The sequence below is a fragment of the Bacillus sp. FSL R5-0286 genome, from assembly GCF_038593245.1.
GTDB classification, from domain to species: Bacteria; Bacillota; Bacilli; order Bacillales; family Bacillaceae; genus Bacillus; species Bacillus altitudinis.
Map to the genome: position 1 here is coordinate 1,395,464 of NZ_CP151977.1, position 22,004 is coordinate 1,417,467.

Here is a 22,004-nt window from a genome sequence, read left to right on the forward strand (position 1 = left end):
TCATCATGAAAATTACAGAACTACTCACGAAGCATACGATTAAGCTTCAATTAGACAGCCAGCAAAAAGAAGCCGTTATTGAAGAACTGGTCACTGTATTAGATACAGCTGGTAAATTAAATGATAAAGAAGGCTACAAAGCAGCTGTTGTTAATCGTGAAAAACAAAGCTCTACGGGAATCGGAGAAGGAATTGCGATTCCTCATGCGAAAACAGCAAGTGTGAAAGAACCTGCTATTGCATTTGGTCGTTCAACAGCTGGTGTAGATTATGAATCATTAGACGGACAGCCAAGTCATCTTGTCTTTATGATTGCAGCAACTGAAGGCGCAAACAACACGCATTTAGAAGCACTTTCTCGTTTATCCACACTTCTCATGCGTGAAGAGATCCGAAAGCAGCTTCTTGAAGCGGCTACTGAAGATGAAATCATTGAAATTATCAATACACATGATAAAGACGATGAAGAAGAAGAGGAAGTCAAAGAGGAACCGGCTGCACCGGGAAAACCTGCTAAAATTTTAGCGGTGACAGCTTGTCCAACAGGCATCGCGCATACATTTATGGCCGCAGATGCTTTGAAAGAAAAAGCAAAAGAAATGGGCGTTGACATTAAAGTTGAGACAAATGGCTCTAGTGGAATTAAACATGCCCTGACAGCAAAAGAAATTGAAGAAGCGCCAGCTATTATTGTGGCAGCTGATAAACAAGTTGAAATGGAACGCTTTAAAGGCAAACATGTCATTGAAGTACCTGTGACAGCTGGAATTCGCCGTCCGCAAGAATTGATCGAAAAAGCCATCAATCAAGATGCGCCGATTTATAAAGGTTCAGGCGGCAGTTCTTCAAAAGATGAAAATGAATCATCAGGCAAGGGAAGAAGTGGATTCTATAAGCACTTAATGAGCGGTGTAAGCAACATGCTTCCGTTTGTTGTTGGGGGCGGTATCCTCGTTGCGATTTCATTCTTCTGGGGAATTAACTCAGCTGACCCTAAAGACCCTTCTTTCAATTCATTTGCAGCTGTATTAAAAGGGATTGGCGGAGATAATGCACTTGCCTTAATCGTTGCTGTATTAGCTGGATTTATCGCAATGAGTATTGCAGACCGTCCAGGTTTTGCACCAGGTATGGTTGGCGGATTCATGGCCTCTGCAGCAGGAGCTGGATTCTTAGGCGGATTGATTGCTGGTTTCCTTGCTGGTTACATTGTGGTGCTGCTCAAAAAAGTATTCACTTTTGTACCACAGTCGCTCGATGGTATTAAACCAGTTCTGCTCTATCCATTGTTCGGTATTTTCTTTACAGGGATTATCATGCATTACATCGTCAACACACCTGTTAAAATGGTCATGGACGGATTAACACACTGGCTTGAATCACTTGGTACTGGAAACCTTGTATTAATGGGGATTATTTTAGCTGGTATGATGGCCATTGATATGGGTGGTCCGATTAACAAAGCGGCCTACACTTTTGGTCTTGCGATGATTGCTGCTGGCAACTATGCACCGCATGCTGCGATTATGGCAGGTGGAATGGTGCCGCCTCTAGGAATTGCCCTAGCGACAACGATCTTTAGAAACAAATTCTCTAAACGTGACCGTGAAGCAGGTATTACATGTTACTTCATGGGAGCTGCGTTCATTACGGAAGGGGCGATCCCGTTTGCAGCGGCAGATCCTCTGCGCGTCATTCCTTCGGCTGTGATTGGTGCAGCAGTTGCAGGTGGATTAACAGAATTCTTTAGAGTGACGCTTCCTGCACCGCACGGCGGACTATTCGTTTTCTGGGTAACAAACCATCCAGTTCTTTACATCATCAGCATCTTAATCGGTGCCATTGTTACAGCGCTACTTCTCGGAATTCTAAAAAAACCAGTCCGACAAGAAGCTTAATTTGAAAAGAAGCATCGTGAAGAGCGGTGCTTCTTTTTGTTTAATCATCAGCAAATTAGGAAAAAATATCTAATTGAATGGTTGTCTTGTGAATTTTTAAATAACATGTGATAAAGTAAAGTTATTCAATTCGCGTTTCAAGTCTTTTAGCAGAAAGTCTTAGGAGGAAGCAGTATTTTGAACGAAGAAAACAAACAAAACGAAAATGACATTCAATCTAATGGGAAACAAGCCAAAAAAGAGAAGAAAAGTTCTCTGTTTGAATGGATCAAAGCCATTTTAATTGCACTTGCCCTCGTCCTCATCATCCGTACGTTTATTTTTGAGCCGTATGTGGTGGAAGGAGAGTCAATGGAACCAACCCTTCATGATGGAGAAAAGCTGTTTGTTAACAAAACCATCAACTATCTCGGTGGAGTCAAACGTGGTGACATCGTGATTATTAATGGAAAAGACGGTCAGAAAATTCATTATGTCAAACGATTGATCGGCCTTCCAGGCGACACGATTGAAATGAAGGATGATACGCTTTACATTAATGGTAAAAAAGTAGATGAGCCTTATTTAAAAGAGAACAAGGCGCATGCCAAAGAGTATGAGGTACATTTAACAGGAGATTTTGGTCCAGTGAAAGTACCGAAAAACGATTACTTTGTTATGGGTGACAACAGACTGAATTCTATGGACAGTCGAAATGGACTCGGACTCATTGAAAAGGATCGGATTGTCGGCACATCAGAATTTGTTTTCTTCCCATTTGGCGATATTCGACAAACACAATAAATACACCTTTCTCAATGCGTAAGAAAGGTGCTTAAATGGACGACCCTTCATGTAGGGTCGTTTTTAATTTGGTGTGAGCATCGTGACAATGATGACAATGGCCAAAACAGAAGCGAAAACGGACCCAGTAATCGCCACAACAGAACGGAATAATCCAATTTTCACATTGTCTTTTCCGCGCTTTTGTAAAAACCGTTTTGAAAAGATATGGACCAGTGTGTAAATGAGGACAAGCCCAATATAAAGGCCAAAGTCTCTTGCATTAAAGCCAGTCGCCGATAAATAAATGCCCATAAAGAAAATCAATAAACAGTATTCCATGAGTGTGAGTAATCTCAAATCGCCCGAACTCCTTCAATAAAAACATTCCCACTTATTATACCATATTGGACAAAAAGCCTTTGTTCTTAGCGAGAGACGTTTCTATCAATCGTTATTCATGTTATACTTCATATTGATGAATGAGTGATGGAGGATTAATAAATGATTGCAGTGAATAATGTTAGTTTGCGATTTGCTGATCGTAAATTATTTGAAGAAGTAAATATTAAGTTCACTCCTGGCAACTGCTACGGACTAATTGGTGCCAATGGAGCTGGTAAATCAACGTTCTTAAAGATTCTTTCTGGAGAAATTGAAGCTCAAACGGGCGATGTTCATATGAGTCCTGGTGAACGTTTAGCGATTTTAAAACAGAACCACTTTGAATACGAAGAGTTTGAAGTGTTAAAAGTCGTCATCATGGGTCACAAACGTCTATATGATGTGATGCAGGAAAAAGATGCGATTTATATGAAACCTGATTTCTCAGATGAAGACGGGATTCGTGCAGCAGAGCTTGAAGGTGAGTTTGCTGAGTTAAACGGATGGGAAGCGGAAAGTGAAGCTGCGATCCTATTAAAAGGTCTTGGCATTCCAGAGAGCTTGCAATCGAAGAAAATGTCTGAGCTTGGCGGATCTGAAAAGGTAAAAGTGCTTTTAGCACAAGCTTTATTCGGTAAACCTGACGTTCTCCTTCTCGATGAGCCAACGAACCACTTGGACTTACAAGCGATCCAGTGGCTAGAAGAGTTCCTCATTAACTTTGAGAATACCGTCATCGTCGTCTCGCATGACCGTCATTTCTTAAACAAAGTATGTACGCATATTGCAGACCTTGACTTTGGAAAAATTCAAGTGTATGTCGGAAACTATGATTTCTGGTATGAATCAAGCCAGCTGGCATTAAAACTCAGCCAGGATGCCAACAAGAAAAAAGAAGAACAAATTAAGCAGCTTCAAGAATTCGTTGCTCGGTTCAGTGCGAACGCATCTAAATCGAAGCAAGCGACATCAAGAAAGAAATTGCTTGATAAGATTTCGCTAGATGACATTAAACCATCTTCTCGTAAATATCCTTATGTTCATTTTGCGCCAGAGCGTGAAATCGGAAATGATGTCCTTCAAGTAGAAGGTCTATCAAAAACGATTGACGGTGTAAAAGTACTGGATAACGTCAGCTTTATTATGAATCGTGAGGATAAAATTGCGTTCTTAAGCCGTAATGAGCTTGCTGTCTCTACTTTATTTAAAATCCTTGCTGGTGAAATGGAGCCAGACAGCGGGACGTTTAAATGGGGCGTGACAACATCTCAAGCCTTTTTCCCTAAAGACAACAGCGAATATTTTGAAGGAAGCGATTTAGATCTTGTTGATTGGCTTCGTCAATATTCTCCTAATGATCAAAGTGAAAGCTTCCTGCGGGGTTTCTTAGGCCGTATGCTTTTCTCTGGGGAAGAAGTGAAGAAAAAAGCAAGCGTCTTATCAGGTGGAGAAAAGGTTCGTTGTATGTTATCAAAAATGATGCTGTCTGGAGCGAATATTTTGCTGTTAGACGAGCCGACGAACCATTTAGACCTAGAGTCCATCACAGCGCTGAATAACGGTCTAATGAGCTTTAAAGGGGCTATGCTCTTCTCATCTCATGACCATCAGTTTGTTGAAACAGTTGCAAACCGGATTATCGAAGTGACGCCAAATGGCATCGTTGATAAACAAACAACTTATGATGAGTTCTTATCAGATCAAGAAATTCAAAAAAGACTACAAGAGCTGTATGCATAAACATAAAGAAAAGACATCCACATGAGGATGTCTTTTTTCTTTAAAAAGCCCAATTTCCATTTCGGAAGATCGGTTCACGTTTACCATCTTTTGTGATTCCATCAATATTCATTTCCTTTGAACCAATCATAAAATCGACGTGTGTAATACTGCTGTTCACACCAGCTGCGTCTAGTTCCTCACGTTTCATCTCTTTACCGCCTTCGATATTAAATGCATAACCGCTGCCGATGGCAAGGTGATTGGATGCATTTTCATCGTAAAGTGTATTGTAATAGAGGATATTTGAGTTAGAAATTGGTGAATCATCTGGTACAAGGGCAACCTCACCTAGATAATGTGAGCCTTCATCTGTTTCAACGAGAGAGGTTAAAATGTCTTCGCCCTCTTTTGCTTTCACATCTACAATACGCCCATTTTCAAAGGTTAACGTAAATTCATCGATAATGTTTCCTGCATAACTAAGTGGCTTAGTGCTAGAGACAGTTCCGTTTACACCATCTTTTTTAGGTACGGTAAAGACCTCTTCTGTTGGCATATTGGCCATGAATGATACGCCGCGTTCACTTACGCTGCCAGCACCTACCCAAATATGCTGCTCTGGAAGTTCAATCGTTAAATCTGTACCTGGTGCTTCATAGTGCAGCTTGTGGTAGTGACGTTCATTTAATACTTTTACTTTTTCATTTAGTGATTCATCATGCTTTTTCCACGCTTCAACAGGATCTGGCTGATCAGCGCGGGCGACTTTAAAGATTTGATCCCATAATAATGCAACAGCTTCTTCATCTGCATGCTCAGGGAAAATCTTTTTCGCCCAATCTTTTGATGCAGCCCCGACGACTGTCCATGCAACTTTGTCAGATTGAACGTATTGACGATATGTATGAAGTGCTGAACCTGCAGCTTTTTGTTGTGAAGCAATTTTTTTCGAGTCAATGCCACTTAGAAGATCAGGGCTTTCTGACAAGATCGTAATAAAAGCACCGCCACGTTTTGCGATGGTTTCCATCATCTGTGCTTCCCATTCTGGAAATTGCTCAAACACATCTTGTGGGGCATGTTCATATTTTAAACGGGTCAGAACACCATCACTCCAGCGGATATGTACGTTTTTCGCTCCACGCTCATATGCGTGTTTTGCCACAAGGCGGACAAGGTCTACAGATTCAGTGAACGCAGATACGACCACTTCTTGACCACTTTGAACATTTACACCTACTTCAACGATGGTTTTTGCATATTGATCTAGTTGTTTTTCAAATGAACTCATAAAAAAACCCTCCTTTAGTCATGTTAATCATATCAGATTTAAGACCGAAAAGGAAAATGGGGAGCCGTCCCGAAGCAAAATAAAAAAGCCGCTTTCGTGCGGCTTTTTTAGCGGTTCAGTTGTTTCACAGGCTGTGCATTAGAAGGGGGCATATGTGAAAACGACAGGCTCATTCCTCCTAAAATAATACCGGTTAAAATGACTGTGACAACGACCCGTTTACCTAAATCAAGCAACATGTTCTTCCTCCTTCACGTTTATCCATTCATCACGATATGATCGAAATGAAGAAAAAAGAAGTAGAACATGAAGATTATTTTAATGTTTTTTGCAATTTGTCGATTACTTCTAATGAACGACCTGTTCCAATTGCGACAGATTCAAGAGGATTTGCTGCGATATGAACTGGGACGACAATTTCTTGAGAGAGCCATTCTTGAATGCCGTTTAATAGTGCACCACCGCCAGTTAGAATGACGCCGCGATCTACGATATCACCACTCAGTTCTGGAGGGCTGTCTTCTAATGTAGCCCGAATCGCCTCTAAAATATGAAGAAGTGATTCTCGCATAGCACCTTGAATTTCTGTTGATTCAAGTGTAATTGTTTTTGGAAGACCTGTGACAAGGTCGCGTCCACGAACTTCTAATGACTCAGGTTCGTGTTCAATGAGTCCATAACCAATTTCCATTTTTACCTGCTCAGCTGTCCGTTCACCGATCAGTAAATTGTATTTCTTTCTCACAAAAGTAATGATATCTTCATCCAGTTGATCTCCGCCAATTCGGATCGAGTGGCAAGAGACAACTCCGCCAAATGAAATGATCGCTACCTCTGTCGTTCCTCCGCCAATATCTACAACGACGTTGGCAACAGGCTCGTCCACCGGGAGATCAGCACCGATTGCAGCTGCGACGGGTTCTTCAATTAAATGCACATGCTTTGCCCCACAATTTTTGACAGCATCGCTGATCGCGCGGCGTTCGACAGCTGTTGAACCTGATGGTGTACAAACAACCACAGTCGGCTTTCTAAAGGTAAACCCAATATTTTTTCCTGCTTTTTTCATAATTTGTTTAAGTAAATCGGTTGTCATATCATAATCAGCGATGACACCATCTTTCATCGGACGGATCGCTACAATTTTTCCAGGTGTTTTCCCAATCATCTCTTTTGCTTCTGACCCCACTGCAAGGACAGTTTTTGTTTCCGTATCTACTGCCACAACGGATGGTTCATTGAGAATAATTCCTTTATTTTTACTGTAAACCAATATGTTAGCTGTTCCTAAATCAATTCCAATTTCGGCATTTTGAAACATGTTTTCACCCAATCTCTATTTTTGCTGTTTTAAACAATTTTACATTTAAAAGTTCAGAGGGTTGAGGTCATTTGTGGGGGTTTGTGATCACCTTGAAATGAATCTGTAAAATTCAAGTCTCATTTTGACAATCACAATAAATTTTCCCTTTGGTTTTTCGATTTTGAAAAAAATTTTTATGCAGGAGAAACCTTTTAAGAATCTCTTACGTCTACGATATATCAATTGGTGAAAAACAGATTGATCTTGAGCTAATGAAAGAAAGAGGGAACGAAATTGAAATCTATCGGAGTTGTAAGAAAAGTAGATGAACTAGGGCGTATTGTGATGCCAATCGAATTGAGAAGAGCACTTGATATCGCTATTAAAGACAGTATGGAATTTTTTATAGATGGAGATAAAATCGTCTTGAAAAAATATCAGCCAGAGGGCGTCTGCCTGATGACTGGTGAGATTACTTCTGAGAACCACGAGTATGGAAATGGTCAAATTACATTAAGCGCTGAAGGCGCAGAACTACTGCTAAAAGAGCTTCAAGAAGCCCTTCAGCAGTAAATAAAAATAGCCTGTTCTCTCCCATTGTGCTGAGAGCAGGCTATTTTTTCTAAAAAAGTTCCTTAAAAATGCCGCATCTCCCTCAAAAAATAAGTGGAAAATGGTACAATTGACAAAGAATCTCAGGGCGGCAGGTGGAATTATTTGAACAAAACATATCAAGTACGGATCCTGTTATCCGTTCTTGCATTTATATTAATTTTGAGCTGGGATTTCTTTTATTATCTTAGCGGCTATCACATTAATTGGCCGCTCGATCTAGCCTTTACAGTCGTTGTTTTGGCCGGTATTTGGACCATCTCAGGCTATGTGGACCGGTTGAATTTGCTTGTGTCAGATTTAAATAAACGAGAAAAGGAAGCACACGAACTGACAGAGCGGCTGAATCGAATAACAGATAACTTGCAAGAAATCGTTTTTGAAACCAATGAAAAAGGTGAAATCATTTTTTTAAATCAAGCATGGAAACAAATGACGGGTTACGACATAGAGGAGTGTCTAGGTACGATGTACAATCAGTACTTTGATCAAGAAGAGCATGTCGTTCAGCATTTGTTGTCTGTGATCAAAGAGCATAAGGATGAGGGGCGGGTGGAGCTGCAGCTTCTCCATAAAGAAGGAAAAAAGGTATGGGGAGATGTGCATTATAAGCTTTATTTCGATGAACAGCACCAGTTTACTGGAGGTATTGGAACGGTTGCGGATATCACGAAACAAAAGCAGGCAAAGCTTGAACTTGAAAGATCAAATCAGCAATTGCAAATGCAGGCACAAAAGCTGGCTGTTGCAGGACAAATAGCCGCTGGCATTGCCCATGAAGTCAGAAATCCGCTCACCTCAGTCAATGGATTTTTGCAGCTGATGAAAACGCAATATCCTGAAAGAACCGATTATTTTGATATCATCTTTTCTGAAATTAAACGCATTGATTTTGTTTTAAGTGAGCTGCTTGTCTTAGCAAAACCTCAATCGGTTCAATTTCAAGAAGTACAGCTCCATGATTTGCTAGAGCAGGTGATTACCTTATTAAAGACAAATGCCGTTCTTTCAAATATTGATCTCAAACAGCCATTTAAAAAGCAGGATGCTGGCACGATATTAGCAGACGCCAATCAAATGAAGCAGCTGTTCATTAACTTAATCAAAAATGCGATCGAGGCGATGCCTGAAGGCGGCAGTATATACATATCAACAGAAAAAGTGATGAATGAATGGAAAATCACGATTCAAGATGAAGGAAAAGGAATGTCCGAAGAGGACATTCTGAAAATATATGATCCTTTCTTTTCGACTAAAAAAGAAGGTACAGGACTTGGTTTAACGATCTGTGCGACGATCTTAAAAGATCACCATGGAAGAATGGATGTAAAGAGCGAGCTCAGCAAAGGGACGGCTTTTGATATTTACTTACCTGTGTATCAAAAAAGCAGATAGTAGCAAGGTGAGAGGATGTGATGTGTGATGACGAAAGAGACAAAGACGTTATTTGTGTATGGGACACTTTTAAAGCACGAAAAGTATCACGAGACATTGATGAAAGAAAGCAGTCCATTAGCAGCATCTGCTTGGATAAAAGGGAGACTGTACGATACAGGTGAGGGTTACCCTGTGTGTGTTGTCTTGGAACAAAGCACAGTATATGGAGAATTGTATGAGGTCAGTGATGAAACGCTGCATAAGATAGATGAGCTAGAGGAAGGGTATGACCAGCAGGAAATAGAGGTTATGACAGACCAGGGGCCAAGGTCAGCCGTTGCTTATACAATATGTAAGCAGAAGGCATCGAGCCTGAAGGAGATTGAAAGCGGCTGCTGGAAGTCATATCAACTATGGGAGCGCAAACCGTCTTCCTTCTATTATTTTGCCTATGGGTCCTGTATGGATGATGCAAGGTTTAAGCTTGCGAAAGTGGAACATTATTTCAAACAAATCATCGGCGGCGGCACACTTGATCGTTTTACCACAAGGTTTACATTGGTGCGCCCTGATGGATCAAGAGCAGATTTGGTAGAAGACGGCGGAGAAACAGAGGGTGTTCTATATGAAGTACCTTTTGATGCCATTCGTTATTTGTACAAACGAGAAGGTGTAAATGAAGGGACTTATCGTCCAGCATTTGTCGATGTCACAGTAGGTGATCAAGTGTATGAGGACTGCTTGACGTTTCTCGTTTTAAAAAAGAGCGAAGAAATTGCGCCTCCTGGTCATTATCGCAGTGAAATCGAAAAAGGAGCAGACCTTTACTTAAGTGAAGCGTTCCGTAAAAAAATACGGTCGCATATGGATTCATTAATGAAACCGTAGTAAAATGCATGGTAAGTGATATAAAAGGAGTCTGAACATGAAAAAGGAATATGCAGTCATTGGTCTTGGACGCTTCGGCGGAAGTATCTGCAAGGCGCTAAGCGAAGAAGGACTTGAAGTCATGGCCATGGATATGAATGAAGATCGTGTGAACGAATATGCTAAAATTGCATCACATGCCGTGATTGGTGATTCGACGGACGAATCTGTCCTAAAAAACCTAGGCATCCGCAATTTTGATCATGTGATCGTGGCGATAGGTGAAAACATTCAGGCGAGTATTTTAACAACGATTATGCTGAAAGAGCTTGGTGTCAAAATGGTCACAGTGAAAGCTCAAAATGACTACCATGAAAAGGTTTTGAATAAAATTGGTGCGGACCGTATTGTCCATCCTGAACGAGACATGGGCAGACGGATTGCACATAAAATTATTTCTAACAACGTGCTTGATTATTTAGAGCTGTCAGATGAGTACAGCCTTATTGAAATCGTCGCCAACAGCAGACTTGCTGGGCACTCTTTGTTAGATCTCGACATTCGTGCAAGGTACGGGATCAATATCGTGGCAATTAAGCGCGGGAAAGAAGTGATCGTTTCACCGCTCGCAGATGAAATGATTCAAAAAGAAGATATCCTCATTGTCATTGGGGCAGTGGCAGATATCGGGCGCTTTGAAAAACGAGAAATGCAGAACGACTATTAAACACTCCGAGAAGGGGTGTTTTTTTGCTTTAGAAGTGTACATATGGGGCGGACATTGTGGGAGAGAACAAAGTGGAAAAGAGTCGTTTACTTTCTAAAAGAACAGCAAAATAGAACATGGTTATTTTTCAGCCAATTATCACTATTCAGAAATAAAAATCAATCTTTTGATATGGTTGATTTTCTCTAAATGTCATTGACTGGGCAAACAGATTCGTTTACGATAAGAAACATTATATTGTTTACTCGGAGGAGGCAGTGTCGTTGGATAAGGAGCTTTTCAGACATCAAATTGAGGTAGCTGCAAAGAGAAAAAAAGTAGCCCTAGTGATTAAACATGCGAAGGTTATGGACGTGTTTAACCAGGAATGGATAGACGCTGATGTCGCTGTTGAAAATGGAAAAATAGTAGGAATTGGGGAGTATGAAGGAGAACAGGAGCTGGATGCAACAGGTCAAATGCTTGTTCCCGGTTTCATTGACGGCCACGTTCATATCGAATCCTCGATGGTGACTCCTGCTGAATTTTCCAAAGCTGTCGTTCCTCACGGTGTGACAACTGTTGTAACAGACCCGCATGAAATTGCCAATGTATCCGGTGTTGCAGGTATCCGTTTTATGCTCGAAGAAGCGAGAAAAGCTGCTCTAAATATATATTTCATGCTGCCATCCTGTGTACCGGCAGTCAGCTTTGAACGATCAGGTGCTACACTAAAAGCAAAAGATTTAAAGCCTCTTTATCAGGAGAAAGAAGTGCTTGGTCTTGCCGAAGTGATGGATTATGTCGCGGTGGAACAAGCGGAAGAAGATATGCTTCAAAAACTGCTTGATGCTCAACATGAACATAAACTCATTGATGGCCATCTAGCAGGATTAACGGACCGATTAATTAATGTGTACCGAACAGCTAATGTCCAAACGGATCATGAGGTGACAACAGCTCAAGAGGCCCTTGAACGTGTCAAAAGAGGCATGTATGTCATGCTCAGAGAAGGCTCTGTTGCTAAAAACGTGAAAAACGTATTGCCTGCTGTCAATGAGAAGAATGCGAGACGCTTTTTCTTTTGTACGGATGATAAGCATTTAGATGATTTAATGGCTCAAGGAAGTATTGATGAACAAGTACGGATGTCGATACAAGAAGGATTGGACCCCTTTATAGCATATCAAATGGGAAGTTTAAACGCAGCGGAGTGCTTCGGTCTCAAAACAAAGGGAGCAATTGCACCAGGCTTTGACGCGGACTTTATGCTCATTTCTGACTTACATGAGGTAGGAATTACAAGCGTCTTTATCGCAGGAGAATTGGTCTCTGAACATGGAGAATATTTGCCAAGTGTCGACAAGATCACGCCAAATTCTTCGCTCATTCAATCGGTACATGCAGTGGACGTTCAAGAGAAAGATCTAACGCTGCCTATAACAGATCATCAAAAGATGAATGTCATTCGCATTATACCGAATCAGCTTGAAACGAAATTAGAACAAATATCTCCTTCTGGAAGCGATGGACAATTTACGAGTGATATTGATCGAGATGTATTAAAAATAGTACTTGTCGAACGCCACAAAGGTCTATCTGAAATTGGGATAGGGGTCGTCAGCGGTTTCGGCTTAAAAGAGGGGGCGATTGCAACAACAGTTGCCCATGACTCGCATAACTTAATTGCCGTTGGAACAAATGATGCTGATATGATCAAAGCCATTGAGACGTTAAAAGAAGCAGGGGGCGGTTTGACCGTTGTAAAAGACGGAGAAGTTCTTCATACGCTTCCATTACCGATTTCCGGTTTATTATCAGATCAACCTGCACATACGGTCAATGAAAGCCTTCATGCACTCCATGATGCTTTAAACGAAACAGGCTTTGCCTTAGAATTTAATCCGTTTTTGACATTATCCTTCTTGGCACTGCCAGTCATTCCTGATGTGAAAATGACAACACAAGGATTGTTTGATGTGAGAAGTTTTCAGCATCTCCCGATTCAATCGTAAAACAATGACTGAACCCGCACGTATCGTAAAGATATGCGGGTTTTTTTATTGCGCATAAAAAAGAGACACAGCCAATTGGCTGTGTCTCCTTGTACGTCATTACACTTCCATAATAATCGGTAAGATCATTGGGCGGCGTCTTGTTTTTTCATAAAGGAAAGGAGCAAGAGTGTCAGTAATCTCGTTCTTAATTTCTGACCATTGAGTCGTCTTACGTTCCATTACTTTTTCAAGATGCTTTGAAATGAGATCTTGCGCGTCATTAATGAGGTCTCCAGATTCTCTCATGTAGACAAAACCTCTTGAGATTAAATCAGGACCTGCAGAAATTTTGAATTCTTTCATATCCATGCTGACAACAACAATGACAAGACCTTCTTCTGAAAGAATGCGGCGGTCTCTTAACACGATGTTGCCGATATCACCAATACCGCTACCGTCGATATACACGTTGCCTGATGGAATTTTGCCAGCGACACTTGCTTCGTCACCTTTCAGTGCAAGAACTTCACCGTTATCCATGATAAAGCAGTTTTCCTCAGGGATTCCGCAATCATTCGCAAGTTTAATATGCGTTTTTTGCATGCGGTACTCACCGTGAATCGGCATGAAGAATTTAGGTTTAATTAAACGGAGCATCAGCTTTTGTTCTTCCTGCCCGCCGTGTCCAGAGGTATGAATATTATTGAGTGAGCCATGAATGACTTCAGCACCAGCACGATAAAGCTGGTTAATGGTACGGCTTACGCTAATATTGTTACCTGGGATCGGTGAAGACGAGAAGACAACAGTGTCTCCAGGGTTAATTGAAATCTGGCGGTGCGTACCGTTGGCAATACGAGAAAGAGCGGCCATCGGTTCGCCCTGACTACCAGTACAAAGAATGGTTACTTTGTTTGCTGGAAGGCGGTTGATTTCATTGTGTTCAATGAACGTGTTTTTTGGACATTTGATATATCCGAGCTCTTGTCCAATATCAATGGCAGACTCCATGCTACGCCCAAACACCGCAACTTTTCGGCCGTTGGCAACAGCGGACTCGATCACTTGCTGAAGTCTGTGAATGTTTGAAGCAAACGTAGCAAAGATGATACGGCCGTCGACTTTTCTGAAGATGTCATCAATGCTTTCACCTACACGTCTTTCGGACATCGTAAATTCTGGAATTTCACTATTTGTACTGTCAGATAGAAGACAAAGAACGCCTTCTTTCCCGATCTCAGCCATTTTCGTTAAATTGGCAGGCTCGCCAACAGGAGTAAAGTCAAACTTGAAATCGCCTGTATGTACGATGTTACCAGGAGGTGTCTTCACGACAATTCCATAAGAATCTGGGATACTGTGTGTCGTTCTAAAGAAAGACACAGCTGTTTTTCTAAATTTGATCGTATCTTCTTCTTCAAAGATGTGAAGTTTGGTCTGTCTTAATAGACCATGCTCTTCCAATTTGTTACGAAGTAGGCCGATTGCGAGTTTGCCTCCGTAAACTGGAATATTCACTTGCTTGAGAAGGTAAGGGATACCGCCGATGTGGTCTTCATGTCCGTGAGTAATAAAAAGACCTTTGATTTTATCTTCGTTTTTAACTAAATACGTATAGTCAGGGATGACGTAATCAATTCCAAGAAGTTCATCTTCAGGGAACTTAATACCAGCATCAATCAAAATGATTTCATCTTGAAATTGAACGCCATACGTGTTTTTACCGATCTCGCCTAATCCGCCGAGCGCAAAAACTGCCGCCTGATCGTTTTTTACAAATTTCATTCCTCTCATAGCTCCAATACTTTAAAATTTTCACTTTCTCGTTCATAGTCTAAAAAAGCACCGTCTACAGGCTGAATGAATTCAATATTGTAGTTATGTTTTTTCAACTTATCGCGTACGTCTCTTTCAGAAACCGCTTCAACGTATAGTGAATCTGTGTGTTCTCTCACAGGTACCTCAGTCGTACTTGCCTGAAAAAATACCTTATATATCATCCAAATCTCTCCTTAAATACCGTATGTTACACTCGCTTATTCTATTATATTAAAAAAACGCGCATAAGAAAAGTCTCAGAGAAAAAAGGACCTTCAGCAAATGTGCGGAAGATCCTTTTAAGCAATCGATTTTTTACGAAGCATGTCCTTCCATTGTCTTCGAATTTTCTTGCGCAGACGACGAAGCATCGCGGATCGCCTCCTTTCGGTATGAGTCTCATTCAGCCATTTGTTCCGTTCTCTCTATATACTTGTATTATATGATGTTTCCACTTAATGTTACATGGTTATATGTGGGAAATGGGCGTTTTAAGAGGAAGTGGTTTCGTCAGTGAAGATCTTTCTGTATGATGAAGGGGAGAGGGTATACATAACAAGAGACAGGAGACGAGATATGAATAAAAAAGTCATCTTCTTTGATATCGACGGTACTTTATATGACCATGATAAAAAAATACCTGAATCAACGAAGCGAGCTGTTCGTTTATTAAAAGAAAAAGGGCATCATCTCTTCATTGCATCTGGCCGTTCGCCTTTTCTCATCCAGCCTATTTTAGAAGAAATAGGGCTTGACTCATTTATTGCTTATAACGGTCAGTATGTCATGTACGAAGGAGAAGTCATTTACGACAATCCGCTTAAGCAAGAGCTGATGGATAAAATTTATGAAACAGCGGATCAACATGATCATCCGCTTGTTTTCATGGGAGAGAAGACGATGAAGGCATCTGTGCCGAACCATCCATTTATCCATGAAGGGATTGGCACTTTAAAAACAGAGCATCCCGAGCACGATTTGTCATTCTTTAAAGAAAACGTCATTTATCAAATGCTGCTATTTTGTAAAGCAGAAGAGGAACATCTATATGAAGCGTTCCGTGAAGAAATTGATCTCGTCAGGTGGCATGAGCTGTCTACTGATGTCCTGCCAAAAGGTGGATCGAAGGCTGAAGGAATTAAACGAGTCATTGAAAGACTTCCTTACGATCAAAAGGACACAATTGCCTTCGGTGACGGGCTGAACGATCGAGAAATGATTTCTTTTGTTGGAACAGGCGTTGCGATGGGGAATGCAGTCAATGAATTAAAAACATTAGCTGACTTTGTCACCAAACCTGTAGATGAGGATGGCATATTCCACGCTGTGACTGAATTAGGCCTTATTGATGAATAAAAAACAAGACCCGCTGATGGACGGGTCTTGTTTTTATATTATGATCTGCCGATCGCAACCGCGTTTTCTGGCTCGGCGAATGGATGATCTTTTTGAATATGATCATAAAACATAATGCCATTTAAGTGGTCAATTTCATGCTGAAAAACGATGGCCGGAAACCCTTTTAGGCGAATATCAATGTCTTCACCTTCAAGCGTTGTACCTTTCACCCTGATTTTTTCATAGCGCGGGACGAATCCAGGGATGGCTTCATCAACAGATAAACAGCCTTCTCCAGTAGCTAAATAAGCTCTTTTGACTGAATGGCTAACAATGCGAGGATTGAATAATGCATAGCTGTAAAGTTCTCCGCCCTCGTCTTCACAGTGAACAGCGATCATTCGTTTACTGGTATTGATTTGCGGAGCTGCTAGGCCAACACCGGGTCTAAGTTCATATTTTTCAGCAATGTCTGCATCCTGACTGTTTTTGACAAATTCAATCATGTCAGCTAATTGCTGTTTTTCTTCTTCTGTTGGCGGGAGTTCGACCGCTTCAGCTGTTTGTCTTAAGACGGGATGCCCGTCTCGTACGATATCATCCATGGTAATCACAAAACTTCACTCCTATTTCCTTTGTATGTAAAGTATATAAAATGATACACAACATATGCAATGAAATAAAGAAGACCGGTCGTATGAGACCGGTCAGAGGCTTATTCAGCCATTAGCAGCAGCCACCGCCGCCTAAGAATGCTGCGCCAACAATGATCAATAGAATGAATAGGACGACGATTAAAGCGAATGTACGTCCACCACCGTAACCGCAACCGTATCCACCACCATAACTTGGATAGCAACAACCGCCGCCGTATCCATAACCGTAACCGCCGTATCCACCATACATACTTCCATGACTATAATTAGACATACTTTTGACCTCCTTTGGAAATACACTCGGCCTCTCATAAGTGAAGGCGAAGCGTGTAATATAAACTATGTATGAATGCACTATTTGTATAGTCATGAGCCTAGAGCATGAAAAAAATCTTCTTTCCCCTCAAAAAACCATCCTCTTTCCTTGTCACAACCGCTCTGAAAAATTATAGTGGTATGTGGAGATGTAAAGGGGGACCTTGTAATTGAAACAGATGAAAAGAAGAATAAAAGCAGGTGCAACTTTAGCGGGGATATGTACCCTCTTGCTTGCGGGCTGCGGAGGTCAAAATCCGCTTTATGAGATGCAAGATGCCATGACAAAAATGAGCGAAAAAGAAGCATCCTTTGAAAAAGAACAAGGCGCACTGCAAAGCTATGAAAAAAAAGAGCAGCAGTTGTATAAAAAAATGATTCAAACAACAAAAGACCACACAAAAACAGTCTCAAACTTGTCTGATCAAGCATTAGCATCGGCAGAAAAGCGTGAAGAACATTTAAAAACAGAAAAAGACAGCATGGATCAATCGAAAAAAGAATTTCAAACTGTAAAGGAATTCGCTGGACAGATAAAAGATGCGGAAGTAAAAGACAAAGCAGAACAAACAGTCAAATCAATTGAAAAAAGATATGCATCGTATGATCAGCTTTACCGTGAGTATCAAAAGGCGCTGAAACAAGACAAGCACTTGTATGAATCCTTAAAAAGAAAAGACTTAGGATACGCCGAACTGAAATCCAAACTGAAAACAGTCAATCGTTCCTATAGTAAAGTGAGAAAAGAAAGCAAGAAGTTCAATCAATATACAGATCAATTGAACGAATATAAACAAGCTTTATACAAAACAGCTCAGAAAGAATCACAAAACAGTTAAAAACAGTACTTGCATATTTGCTAGCTCTGTTTATCGCTGCTACTCACTAAGTGCCTGCGTGTCGTTACTCGTTTTTCCAAGATGTCAAACTGAAAAGAAGAGAAAGGGTTAAAATGAAGTTCATTTTAGCCCTTTGTCCATCACGATCAAAAGAGCGAAAATAGCTCTTTTTTTATTTTTCGACAAAAACAAACATGTGCTATTGTAGTACAGTGATCCACTCTATACTAGTACAGTTTGTGCTGTTGATTAAACAGATTGATACAGGTCACCATAAAAAGTAAAGCGAATACATTTATTTAAATAAAGCCGTTAAATCAATTGACGGACTATTTTTCTTGTTGTAAACTATTCCTTGTTAACAGAAGTTGTATTAGTTTTTTGTGAACTATCGTTAATACAGTTAGAAAAACTCAAAAGCAAGCGATCATCCAATGTTTCGACAATGATCTTTGTGGCTATTATATACAGGAGTCATATGAGCATTTTGGGTTATCCTATATCTGTATGTATAAATGGATTCACGACAAATTGACTGTTAAAAGAAAGGAAGAGGTGACTTTAGAATGGCTGCAAAAACAAAAAAAGCAATTGTTGATAGCAAAAAGCAATTCGATGCCATCAAAAAGCAGTTTGAAACGTTCCAAATTTTAAACGAAAAAGGCGAAGTCGTAAACGAAGCGGCAATGCCAGATCTTTCAGATGACCAATTAAAAGAATTAATGCGCCGTATGGTGTTTACACGTGTATTAGATCAACGTTCAATTTCATTGAACCGTCAAGGACGTCTTGGCTTCTATGCGCCAACAGCTGGACAAGAAGCTTCTCAGCTTGCAACTCACTTTGCACTTGAGAAAGAAGATTTCATTCTTCCAGGATATCGTGATGTACCACAATTAATCTGGCATGGTCTTCCACTAACAAAAGCATTCTTGTTCTCTCGTGGACACTTTGTTGGAAACCAAATGCCTGAAGATGTGAATGCACTTTCTCCGCAAATCATTATCGGTGCACAAATCATTCAAGCTGCTGGTGTAGCTCTTGGTTTGAAAAAGCGCGGTAAAAATGCTGTTGCAATCACTTACACTGGTGATGGTGGAGCTTCACAAGGTGATTTCTACGAAGGTATTAACTTTGCAGGGGCTTACAAAGCGCCAGCGATTTTTGTTGTCCAAAACAACAGATATGCGATCTCTACACCTGTTGAAAAGCAATCTGCTGCACAAACGATTGCACAAAAAGCAGCTGCAGCTGGTATCGTAGGCGTACAAGTTGACGGTATGGATGCATTAGCTGTATATGCAGCGACTGCTGAAGCTCGTGAGCGTGCTGTAAATGGTGAAGGTCCAACATTAATTGAAACTCTTACATTCCGTTACGGCCCACATACAATGGCTGGTGACGATCCAACAAGATATCGTACAAAAGAAGATGAAAATGAGTGGGAGCAAAAAGATCCATTGGTACGCTACCGCAAATTCTTGGAAAACAAAGGCCTTTGGTCTGAAGAAGAAGAGAATAAAGTCATCGAAGATGCAAAAGAACAAATCAAACAAGCAATCAAAGAAGCTGACGAACAGCCTAAGCAGAAAGTCACTGATTTGATTGAAAACATGTACGATGTGAAACCATTTAACTTGGTTGAACAGCTTGAAATCTACAAACAGAAGGAGTCGAAGTAAGCCATGGCGCAAATGACATTGATTCAAGCGATCACTGATGCGTTACGCACAGAACTGAAAAATGACGAAAACGTTCTTGTTTTCGGAGAAGACGTTGGTAAAAACGGCGGCGTATTCCGTGCGACTGAAGGATTGCAAAAAGAGTTTGGTGAGGATCGTGTATTCGATACTCCACTTGCTGAATCTGGTATTGGCGGTCTTGCAATTGGCCTTGGACTACAAGAATTCCGCCCAGTAATGGAAATTCAATTCTTCGGATTCGTTTACGAAGTATTAGATTCTGTTTCTGGACAAATGGCTCGTATGCGTTACCGTTCTGGTGGACGCTGGCATTCTCCAGTGACAATCCGTTCTCCATTTGGCGGAGGAGTTCACACACCTGAGCTTCACGCTGACAGCTTAGAAGGTCTTATTGCACAACAGCCTGGTATCAAGGTTGTTATTCCTTCAACACCTTACGATGCAAAAGGACTTTTAATTTCTGCAATCCGTGACAACGATCCGGTTGTATTCCTTGAGCATATGAAACTTTATCGTTCTTTCCGTCAGGAAGTTCCTGAAGAAGAGTACACAATTGAAATCGGTAAAGCTGACGTGAAACGTGAAGGTTCTGACCTTTCAATCATCACTTACGGTGCAATGGTTCACGAATCACTTAAAGCTGCTGAAGAACTTGAAAAAGAAGGCGTTTCTGCTGAGGTCGTTGACCTTCGTACAGTGAGCCCGCTTGATATTGAAACAATCATCGCTTCTGTTGAAAAAACAGGCCGTGCGATCGTTGTTCAAGAAGCACAAAAACAAGCTGGTATTGCAGCAAACGTAGTAGCTGAAATCAATGATAGAGCAATTCTTAGCCTAGAAGCACCAGTACTTCGTGTAGCTGCACCTGATACTGTATTTGCTTTCTCTCAAGCTGAGAGCGTATGGCTTCCAAACCATAAAGACGTGCTTGAAACAGCTAAGAAAGTTCTTGAATTTTAATTAAATGACAGAGGGGAAAAGAATTTATTTCTCTTCCCCTTTATCAATTACATGACCGTGTAATGTTGACAGAACAAGGGTTTAACATAATCTAGGAGGCGAAAAACAGTGGCATTTGAATTTAAACTTCCGGACATCGGAGAAGGTATCCACGAAGGTGAGATCGTTAAGTGGTTTGTAAAACCAAACGACGAAATCAATGAAGATGACGTTTTAGCAGAGGTACAAAATGATAAAGCAGTTGTAGAAATTCCTTCACCTGTTAAAGGAAAAGTATTAGAATTAAAAGTTGAAGAGGGAACAGTTGCAACTGTAGGACAAACAATCATTACGTTTGATGCACCTGGTTACGAAAATCTTCAATTTAAAGGCAGCGAAGAAGAAGGCGAAGCGAAAACTGAAGCTCAAGTACAAGGTACTGCTGAAGCTGGTAACGAGCCTGAAAAGAAAGAAGTTGCTCAAGAAGAAGCGGCAGCAGCAACTGGTGCTGGTGCACAAGAGCAAGTAGATGCTGATCCTAACAAACGCGTTATTGCTATGCCATCTGTACGTAAATATGCGCGTGAAAAAGGCGTTGAAATTTACAAAGTTGCAGGTACTGGTAAAAATGGCCGCGTGCTAAAAGAAGATATCGACAGCTTCCTTAATGGCGGTTCTGCAGCAACTCAAGCAGCAGCACCTCAAGCAGCTGAAAGTGCGAAAGAAGAAGCGGCTCCAAAAGCGGCAGCAGCTCCAGTTTTAGAAGGAGAATTCCCAGAAACTCGCGAGAAAATGAGCGGAATCCGCAAAGCGATCGCGAAAGCAATGGTGAACTCTAAGCACACAGCTCCTCACGTAACATTAATGGATGAAGTTGATGTAACAAACCTTGTTGCACATCGTAAACAATTCAAACAAGTTGCAGCTGATCAAGGAATCAAGTTAACTTACTTGCCTTACGTTGTAAAAGCTCTAACTTCTGCTTTGAAAAAGTACCCAGTACTTAACACTTCTATCGATGATAAAACAGATGAAGTTGTTCAAAAGCATTACTACAACATCGGAATTGCAGCTGATACTGAAAAAGGCTTGCTTGTTCCAGTTGTGAAAAATGCAGATCGCAAAGCGATTTTCGAAGTATCTAACGAAATCAACGAGCTTGCAACAAAAGCACGTGATGGTAAATTGGCTCCAGCTGAAATGAAGGGTGCATCTTGCACAATCACAAACATCGGTTCTGCTGGTGGACAATGGTTTACTCCAGTCATCAACCACCCAGAAGTAGCGATCCTTGGTATTGGCCGTATCGCTGAAAAAGCGGTTGTTCGTGATGGCGAAATCGTTGCAGCTCCAGTCTTAGCTCTTTCCCTAAGCTTTGACCACCGTATGATTGATGGAGCTACTGCGCAAAATGCCCTTAACCACATCAAGCGTTTATTGAATGATCCACAATTAATTTTAATGGAGGCGTAAATTC

21 protein-coding genes are annotated in these 22,004 nt (G+C 41.0%); 13 read left to right on the top strand and 8 right to left on the bottom strand.

Annotated elements, in window-relative coordinates; genetic code table 11:
- The first annotated feature begins 5 nt into the window (after positions 1-5).
- Both NST24_RS07085 and lepB read left to right on the top strand, forming a co-directional pair.
- Positions 6-1,898 (top strand): PTS fructose transporter subunit IIABC, encoded by a 1,893-nt coding sequence (locus NST24_RS07085; RefSeq protein WP_008345139.1) that lies wholly within the window; start codon positions 6-8, stop codon positions 1,896-1,898.
- A gap of 210 nt (positions 1,899-2,108) precedes the next feature.
- Positions 2,109-2,681, top strand: a complete 573-nt coding sequence (gene lepB, locus NST24_RS07090) for a signal peptidase I (RefSeq protein ID WP_342462627.1) — start codon at positions 2,109-2,111, stop codon at positions 2,679-2,681.
- A gap of 63 nt (positions 2,682-2,744) precedes the next feature.
- Here lepB and NST24_RS07095 read toward each other — a convergent pair whose 3' ends face one another.
- A complete protein-coding gene (locus NST24_RS07095) occupies positions 2,745-3,020 on the bottom strand; it encodes a hypothetical protein (RefSeq protein WP_024719551.1) in 276 nt (91 codons plus the stop codon).
- Positions 3,021-3,164: 144 nt separating this feature from the next.
- On the opposite strand from NST24_RS07095, the gene NST24_RS07100 reads away from it, so the two are divergent.
- Positions 3,165-4,784: an ATP-binding cassette domain-containing protein gene (locus NST24_RS07100; RefSeq protein ID WP_007498620.1), complete on the top strand. Its 1,620-nt coding sequence runs from the start codon at positions 3,165-3,167 to the stop codon at positions 4,782-4,784.
- A 40-nt stretch (positions 4,785-4,824) separates the two neighbouring features.
- Here NST24_RS07100 and NST24_RS07105 read toward each other — a convergent pair whose 3' ends face one another.
- From NST24_RS07105 to mreBH, 3 genes are all read right to left on the bottom strand, one after another.
- On the bottom strand, positions 4,825-6,057 hold the full coding sequence (locus NST24_RS07105) for an aminopeptidase (protein WP_008345134.1): 1,233 nt from the start codon (positions 6,055-6,057) through the stop codon (positions 4,825-4,827).
- Between the two features lie 107 nt (positions 6,058-6,164).
- Positions 6,165-6,296: a protein YkpC gene (locus tag NST24_RS07110; protein ID WP_003210922.1), complete on the bottom strand. Its 132-nt coding sequence runs from the start codon at positions 6,294-6,296 to the stop codon at positions 6,165-6,167.
- A gap of 74 nt (positions 6,297-6,370) precedes the next feature.
- Positions 6,371-7,378, bottom strand: coding sequence for a rod-share determining protein MreBH (mreBH, locus tag NST24_RS07115; protein ID WP_017359401.1), 1,008 nt, complete (start codon positions 7,376-7,378; stop codon positions 6,371-6,373).
- Positions 7,379-7,654: 276 nt separating this feature from the next.
- On the opposite strand from mreBH, the gene NST24_RS07120 reads away from it, so the two are divergent.
- The 5 genes from NST24_RS07120 (at position 7,655) to ade (ending at position 12,937) form a co-directional block, all read left to right on the top strand.
- Positions 7,655-7,933, top strand: coding sequence for an AbrB/MazE/SpoVT family DNA-binding domain-containing protein (locus NST24_RS07120; RefSeq protein ID WP_017359400.1), 279 nt, complete (start codon positions 7,655-7,657; stop codon positions 7,931-7,933).
- 144 nt (positions 7,934-8,077) lie between these two features.
- A complete protein-coding gene (locus NST24_RS07125; protein WP_110487262.1) occupies positions 8,078-9,367 on the top strand; it encodes an ATP-binding protein in 1,290 nt (429 codons plus the stop codon).
- A 27-nt stretch (positions 9,368-9,394) separates the two neighbouring features.
- Positions 9,395-10,237: a gamma-glutamylcyclotransferase gene (locus NST24_RS07130; RefSeq protein WP_342462485.1), complete on the top strand. Its 843-nt coding sequence runs from the start codon at positions 9,395-9,397 to the stop codon at positions 10,235-10,237.
- Positions 10,238-10,274: 37 nt separating this feature from the next.
- Complete coding sequence (locus tag NST24_RS07135) at positions 10,275-10,943, top strand: TrkA family potassium uptake protein (protein WP_008345123.1); 669 nt, start codon at positions 10,275-10,277, stop codon at positions 10,941-10,943.
- 263 nt (positions 10,944-11,206) lie between these two features.
- Positions 11,207-12,937: an adenine deaminase gene (ade, locus tag NST24_RS07140; protein WP_342462486.1), complete on the top strand. Its 1,731-nt coding sequence runs from the start codon at positions 11,207-11,209 to the stop codon at positions 12,935-12,937.
- Between the two features lie 99 nt (positions 12,938-13,036).
- Here ade and rnjA read toward each other — a convergent pair whose 3' ends face one another.
- Positions 13,037-14,704: a ribonuclease J1 gene (gene rnjA / locus NST24_RS07145; RefSeq protein ID WP_008345116.1), complete on the bottom strand. Its 1,668-nt coding sequence runs from the start codon at positions 14,702-14,704 to the stop codon at positions 13,037-13,039.
- A gap of 5 nt (positions 14,705-14,709) precedes the next feature.
- Complete coding sequence (locus tag NST24_RS07150) at positions 14,710-14,919, bottom strand: DNA-directed RNA polymerase subunit epsilon (RefSeq protein WP_008345114.1); 210 nt, start codon at positions 14,917-14,919, stop codon at positions 14,710-14,712.
- 394 nt (positions 14,920-15,313) lie between these two features.
- Between NST24_RS07150 and NST24_RS07155 the strand changes: the two genes are divergently transcribed.
- Positions 15,314-16,093, top strand: coding sequence for a Cof-type HAD-IIB family hydrolase (locus NST24_RS07155; RefSeq protein WP_047946859.1), 780 nt, complete (start codon positions 15,314-15,316; stop codon positions 16,091-16,093).
- A gap of 38 nt (positions 16,094-16,131) precedes the next feature.
- Here the strand turns inward: NST24_RS07155 and def are convergent, their stop codons facing one another.
- Positions 16,132-16,689 (bottom strand): peptide deformylase, encoded by a 558-nt coding sequence (gene def / locus NST24_RS07160; protein ID WP_342462487.1) that lies wholly within the window; start codon positions 16,687-16,689, stop codon positions 16,132-16,134.
- A 112-nt stretch (positions 16,690-16,801) separates the two neighbouring features.
- Positions 16,802-16,981, bottom strand: a complete 180-nt coding sequence (locus NST24_RS07165; RefSeq protein ID WP_026050085.1) for a YjcZ family sporulation protein — start codon at positions 16,979-16,981, stop codon at positions 16,802-16,804.
- Positions 16,982-17,216: 235 nt separating this feature from the next.
- Here NST24_RS07165 and NST24_RS07170 point away from each other — a divergent pair, with 235 nt between their 5' ends.
- The 4 genes from NST24_RS07170 (at position 17,217) to NST24_RS07185 (ending at position 22,000) form a co-directional block, all read left to right on the top strand.
- The gene (locus tag NST24_RS07170) at positions 17,217-17,885 is read left to right on the top strand and encodes a YkyA family protein (RefSeq protein WP_338704979.1); all 669 of its coding nucleotides are present in this window, start codon (positions 17,217-17,219) and stop codon (positions 17,883-17,885) included.
- A gap of 566 nt (positions 17,886-18,451) precedes the next feature.
- Positions 18,452-19,567: a pyruvate dehydrogenase (acetyl-transferring) E1 component subunit alpha gene (pdhA, locus tag NST24_RS07175; protein ID WP_007498599.1), complete on the top strand. Its 1,116-nt coding sequence runs from the start codon at positions 18,452-18,454 to the stop codon at positions 19,565-19,567.
- 3 nt (positions 19,568-19,570) lie between these two features.
- Entirely contained in the window at positions 19,571-20,548 is a 978-nt protein-coding gene (gene pdhB, locus NST24_RS07180) for a pyruvate dehydrogenase complex E1 component subunit beta (RefSeq protein ID WP_007498597.1), read from the top strand.
- Between the two features lie 108 nt (positions 20,549-20,656).
- On the top strand, positions 20,657-22,000 hold the full coding sequence (locus tag NST24_RS07185; RefSeq protein WP_327878361.1) for a dihydrolipoamide acetyltransferase family protein: 1,344 nt from the start codon (positions 20,657-20,659) through the stop codon (positions 21,998-22,000).
- The last annotated feature ends 4 nt before the right edge of the window (positions 22,001-22,004 follow it).

Coding starts and splice junctions, on each gene's coding strand:
- NST24_RS07085 (WP_008345139.1), top strand. CDS start 6: ATGAAAATTACAGAACTACTCACGAAGCATACGATTAAGCTTCAATTA.
- NST24_RS07100 (WP_007498620.1), top strand. CDS start 3,165: ATGATTGCAGTGAATAATGTTAGTTTGCGATTTGCTGATCGTAAATTA.
- NST24_RS07105 (WP_008345134.1), bottom strand. CDS start 6,057: ATGAGTTCATTTGAAAAACAACTAGATCAATATGCAAAAACCATCGTT.
- NST24_RS07110 (WP_003210922.1), bottom strand. CDS start 6,296: ATGTTGCTTGATTTAGGTAAACGGGTCGTTGTCACAGTCATTTTAACC.
- mreBH (WP_017359401.1), bottom strand. CDS start 7,378: ATGTTTCAAAATGCCGAAATTGGAATTGATTTAGGAACAGCTAACATA.
- NST24_RS07130 (WP_342462485.1), top strand. CDS start 9,395: ATGACGAAAGAGACAAAGACGTTATTTGTGTATGGGACACTTTTAAAG.
- NST24_RS07135 (WP_008345123.1), top strand. CDS start 10,275: ATGAAAAAGGAATATGCAGTCATTGGTCTTGGACGCTTCGGCGGAAGT.
- rnjA (WP_008345116.1), bottom strand. CDS start 14,704: ATGAAATTTGTAAAAAACGATCAGGCGGCAGTTTTTGCGCTCGGCGGA.
- NST24_RS07150 (WP_008345114.1), bottom strand. CDS start 14,919: ATGATATATAAGGTATTTTTTCAGGCAAGTACGACTGAGGTACCTGTG.
- NST24_RS07155 (WP_047946859.1), top strand. CDS start 15,314: ATGAATAAAAAAGTCATCTTCTTTGATATCGACGGTACTTTATATGAC.
- NST24_RS07165 (WP_026050085.1), bottom strand. CDS start 16,981: ATGTATGGTGGATACGGCGGTTACGGTTATGGATACGGCGGCGGTTGT.
- pdhA (WP_007498599.1), top strand. CDS start 18,452: ATGGCTGCAAAAACAAAAAAAGCAATTGTTGATAGCAAAAAGCAATTC.
- pdhB (WP_007498597.1), top strand. CDS start 19,571: ATGGCGCAAATGACATTGATTCAAGCGATCACTGATGCGTTACGCACA.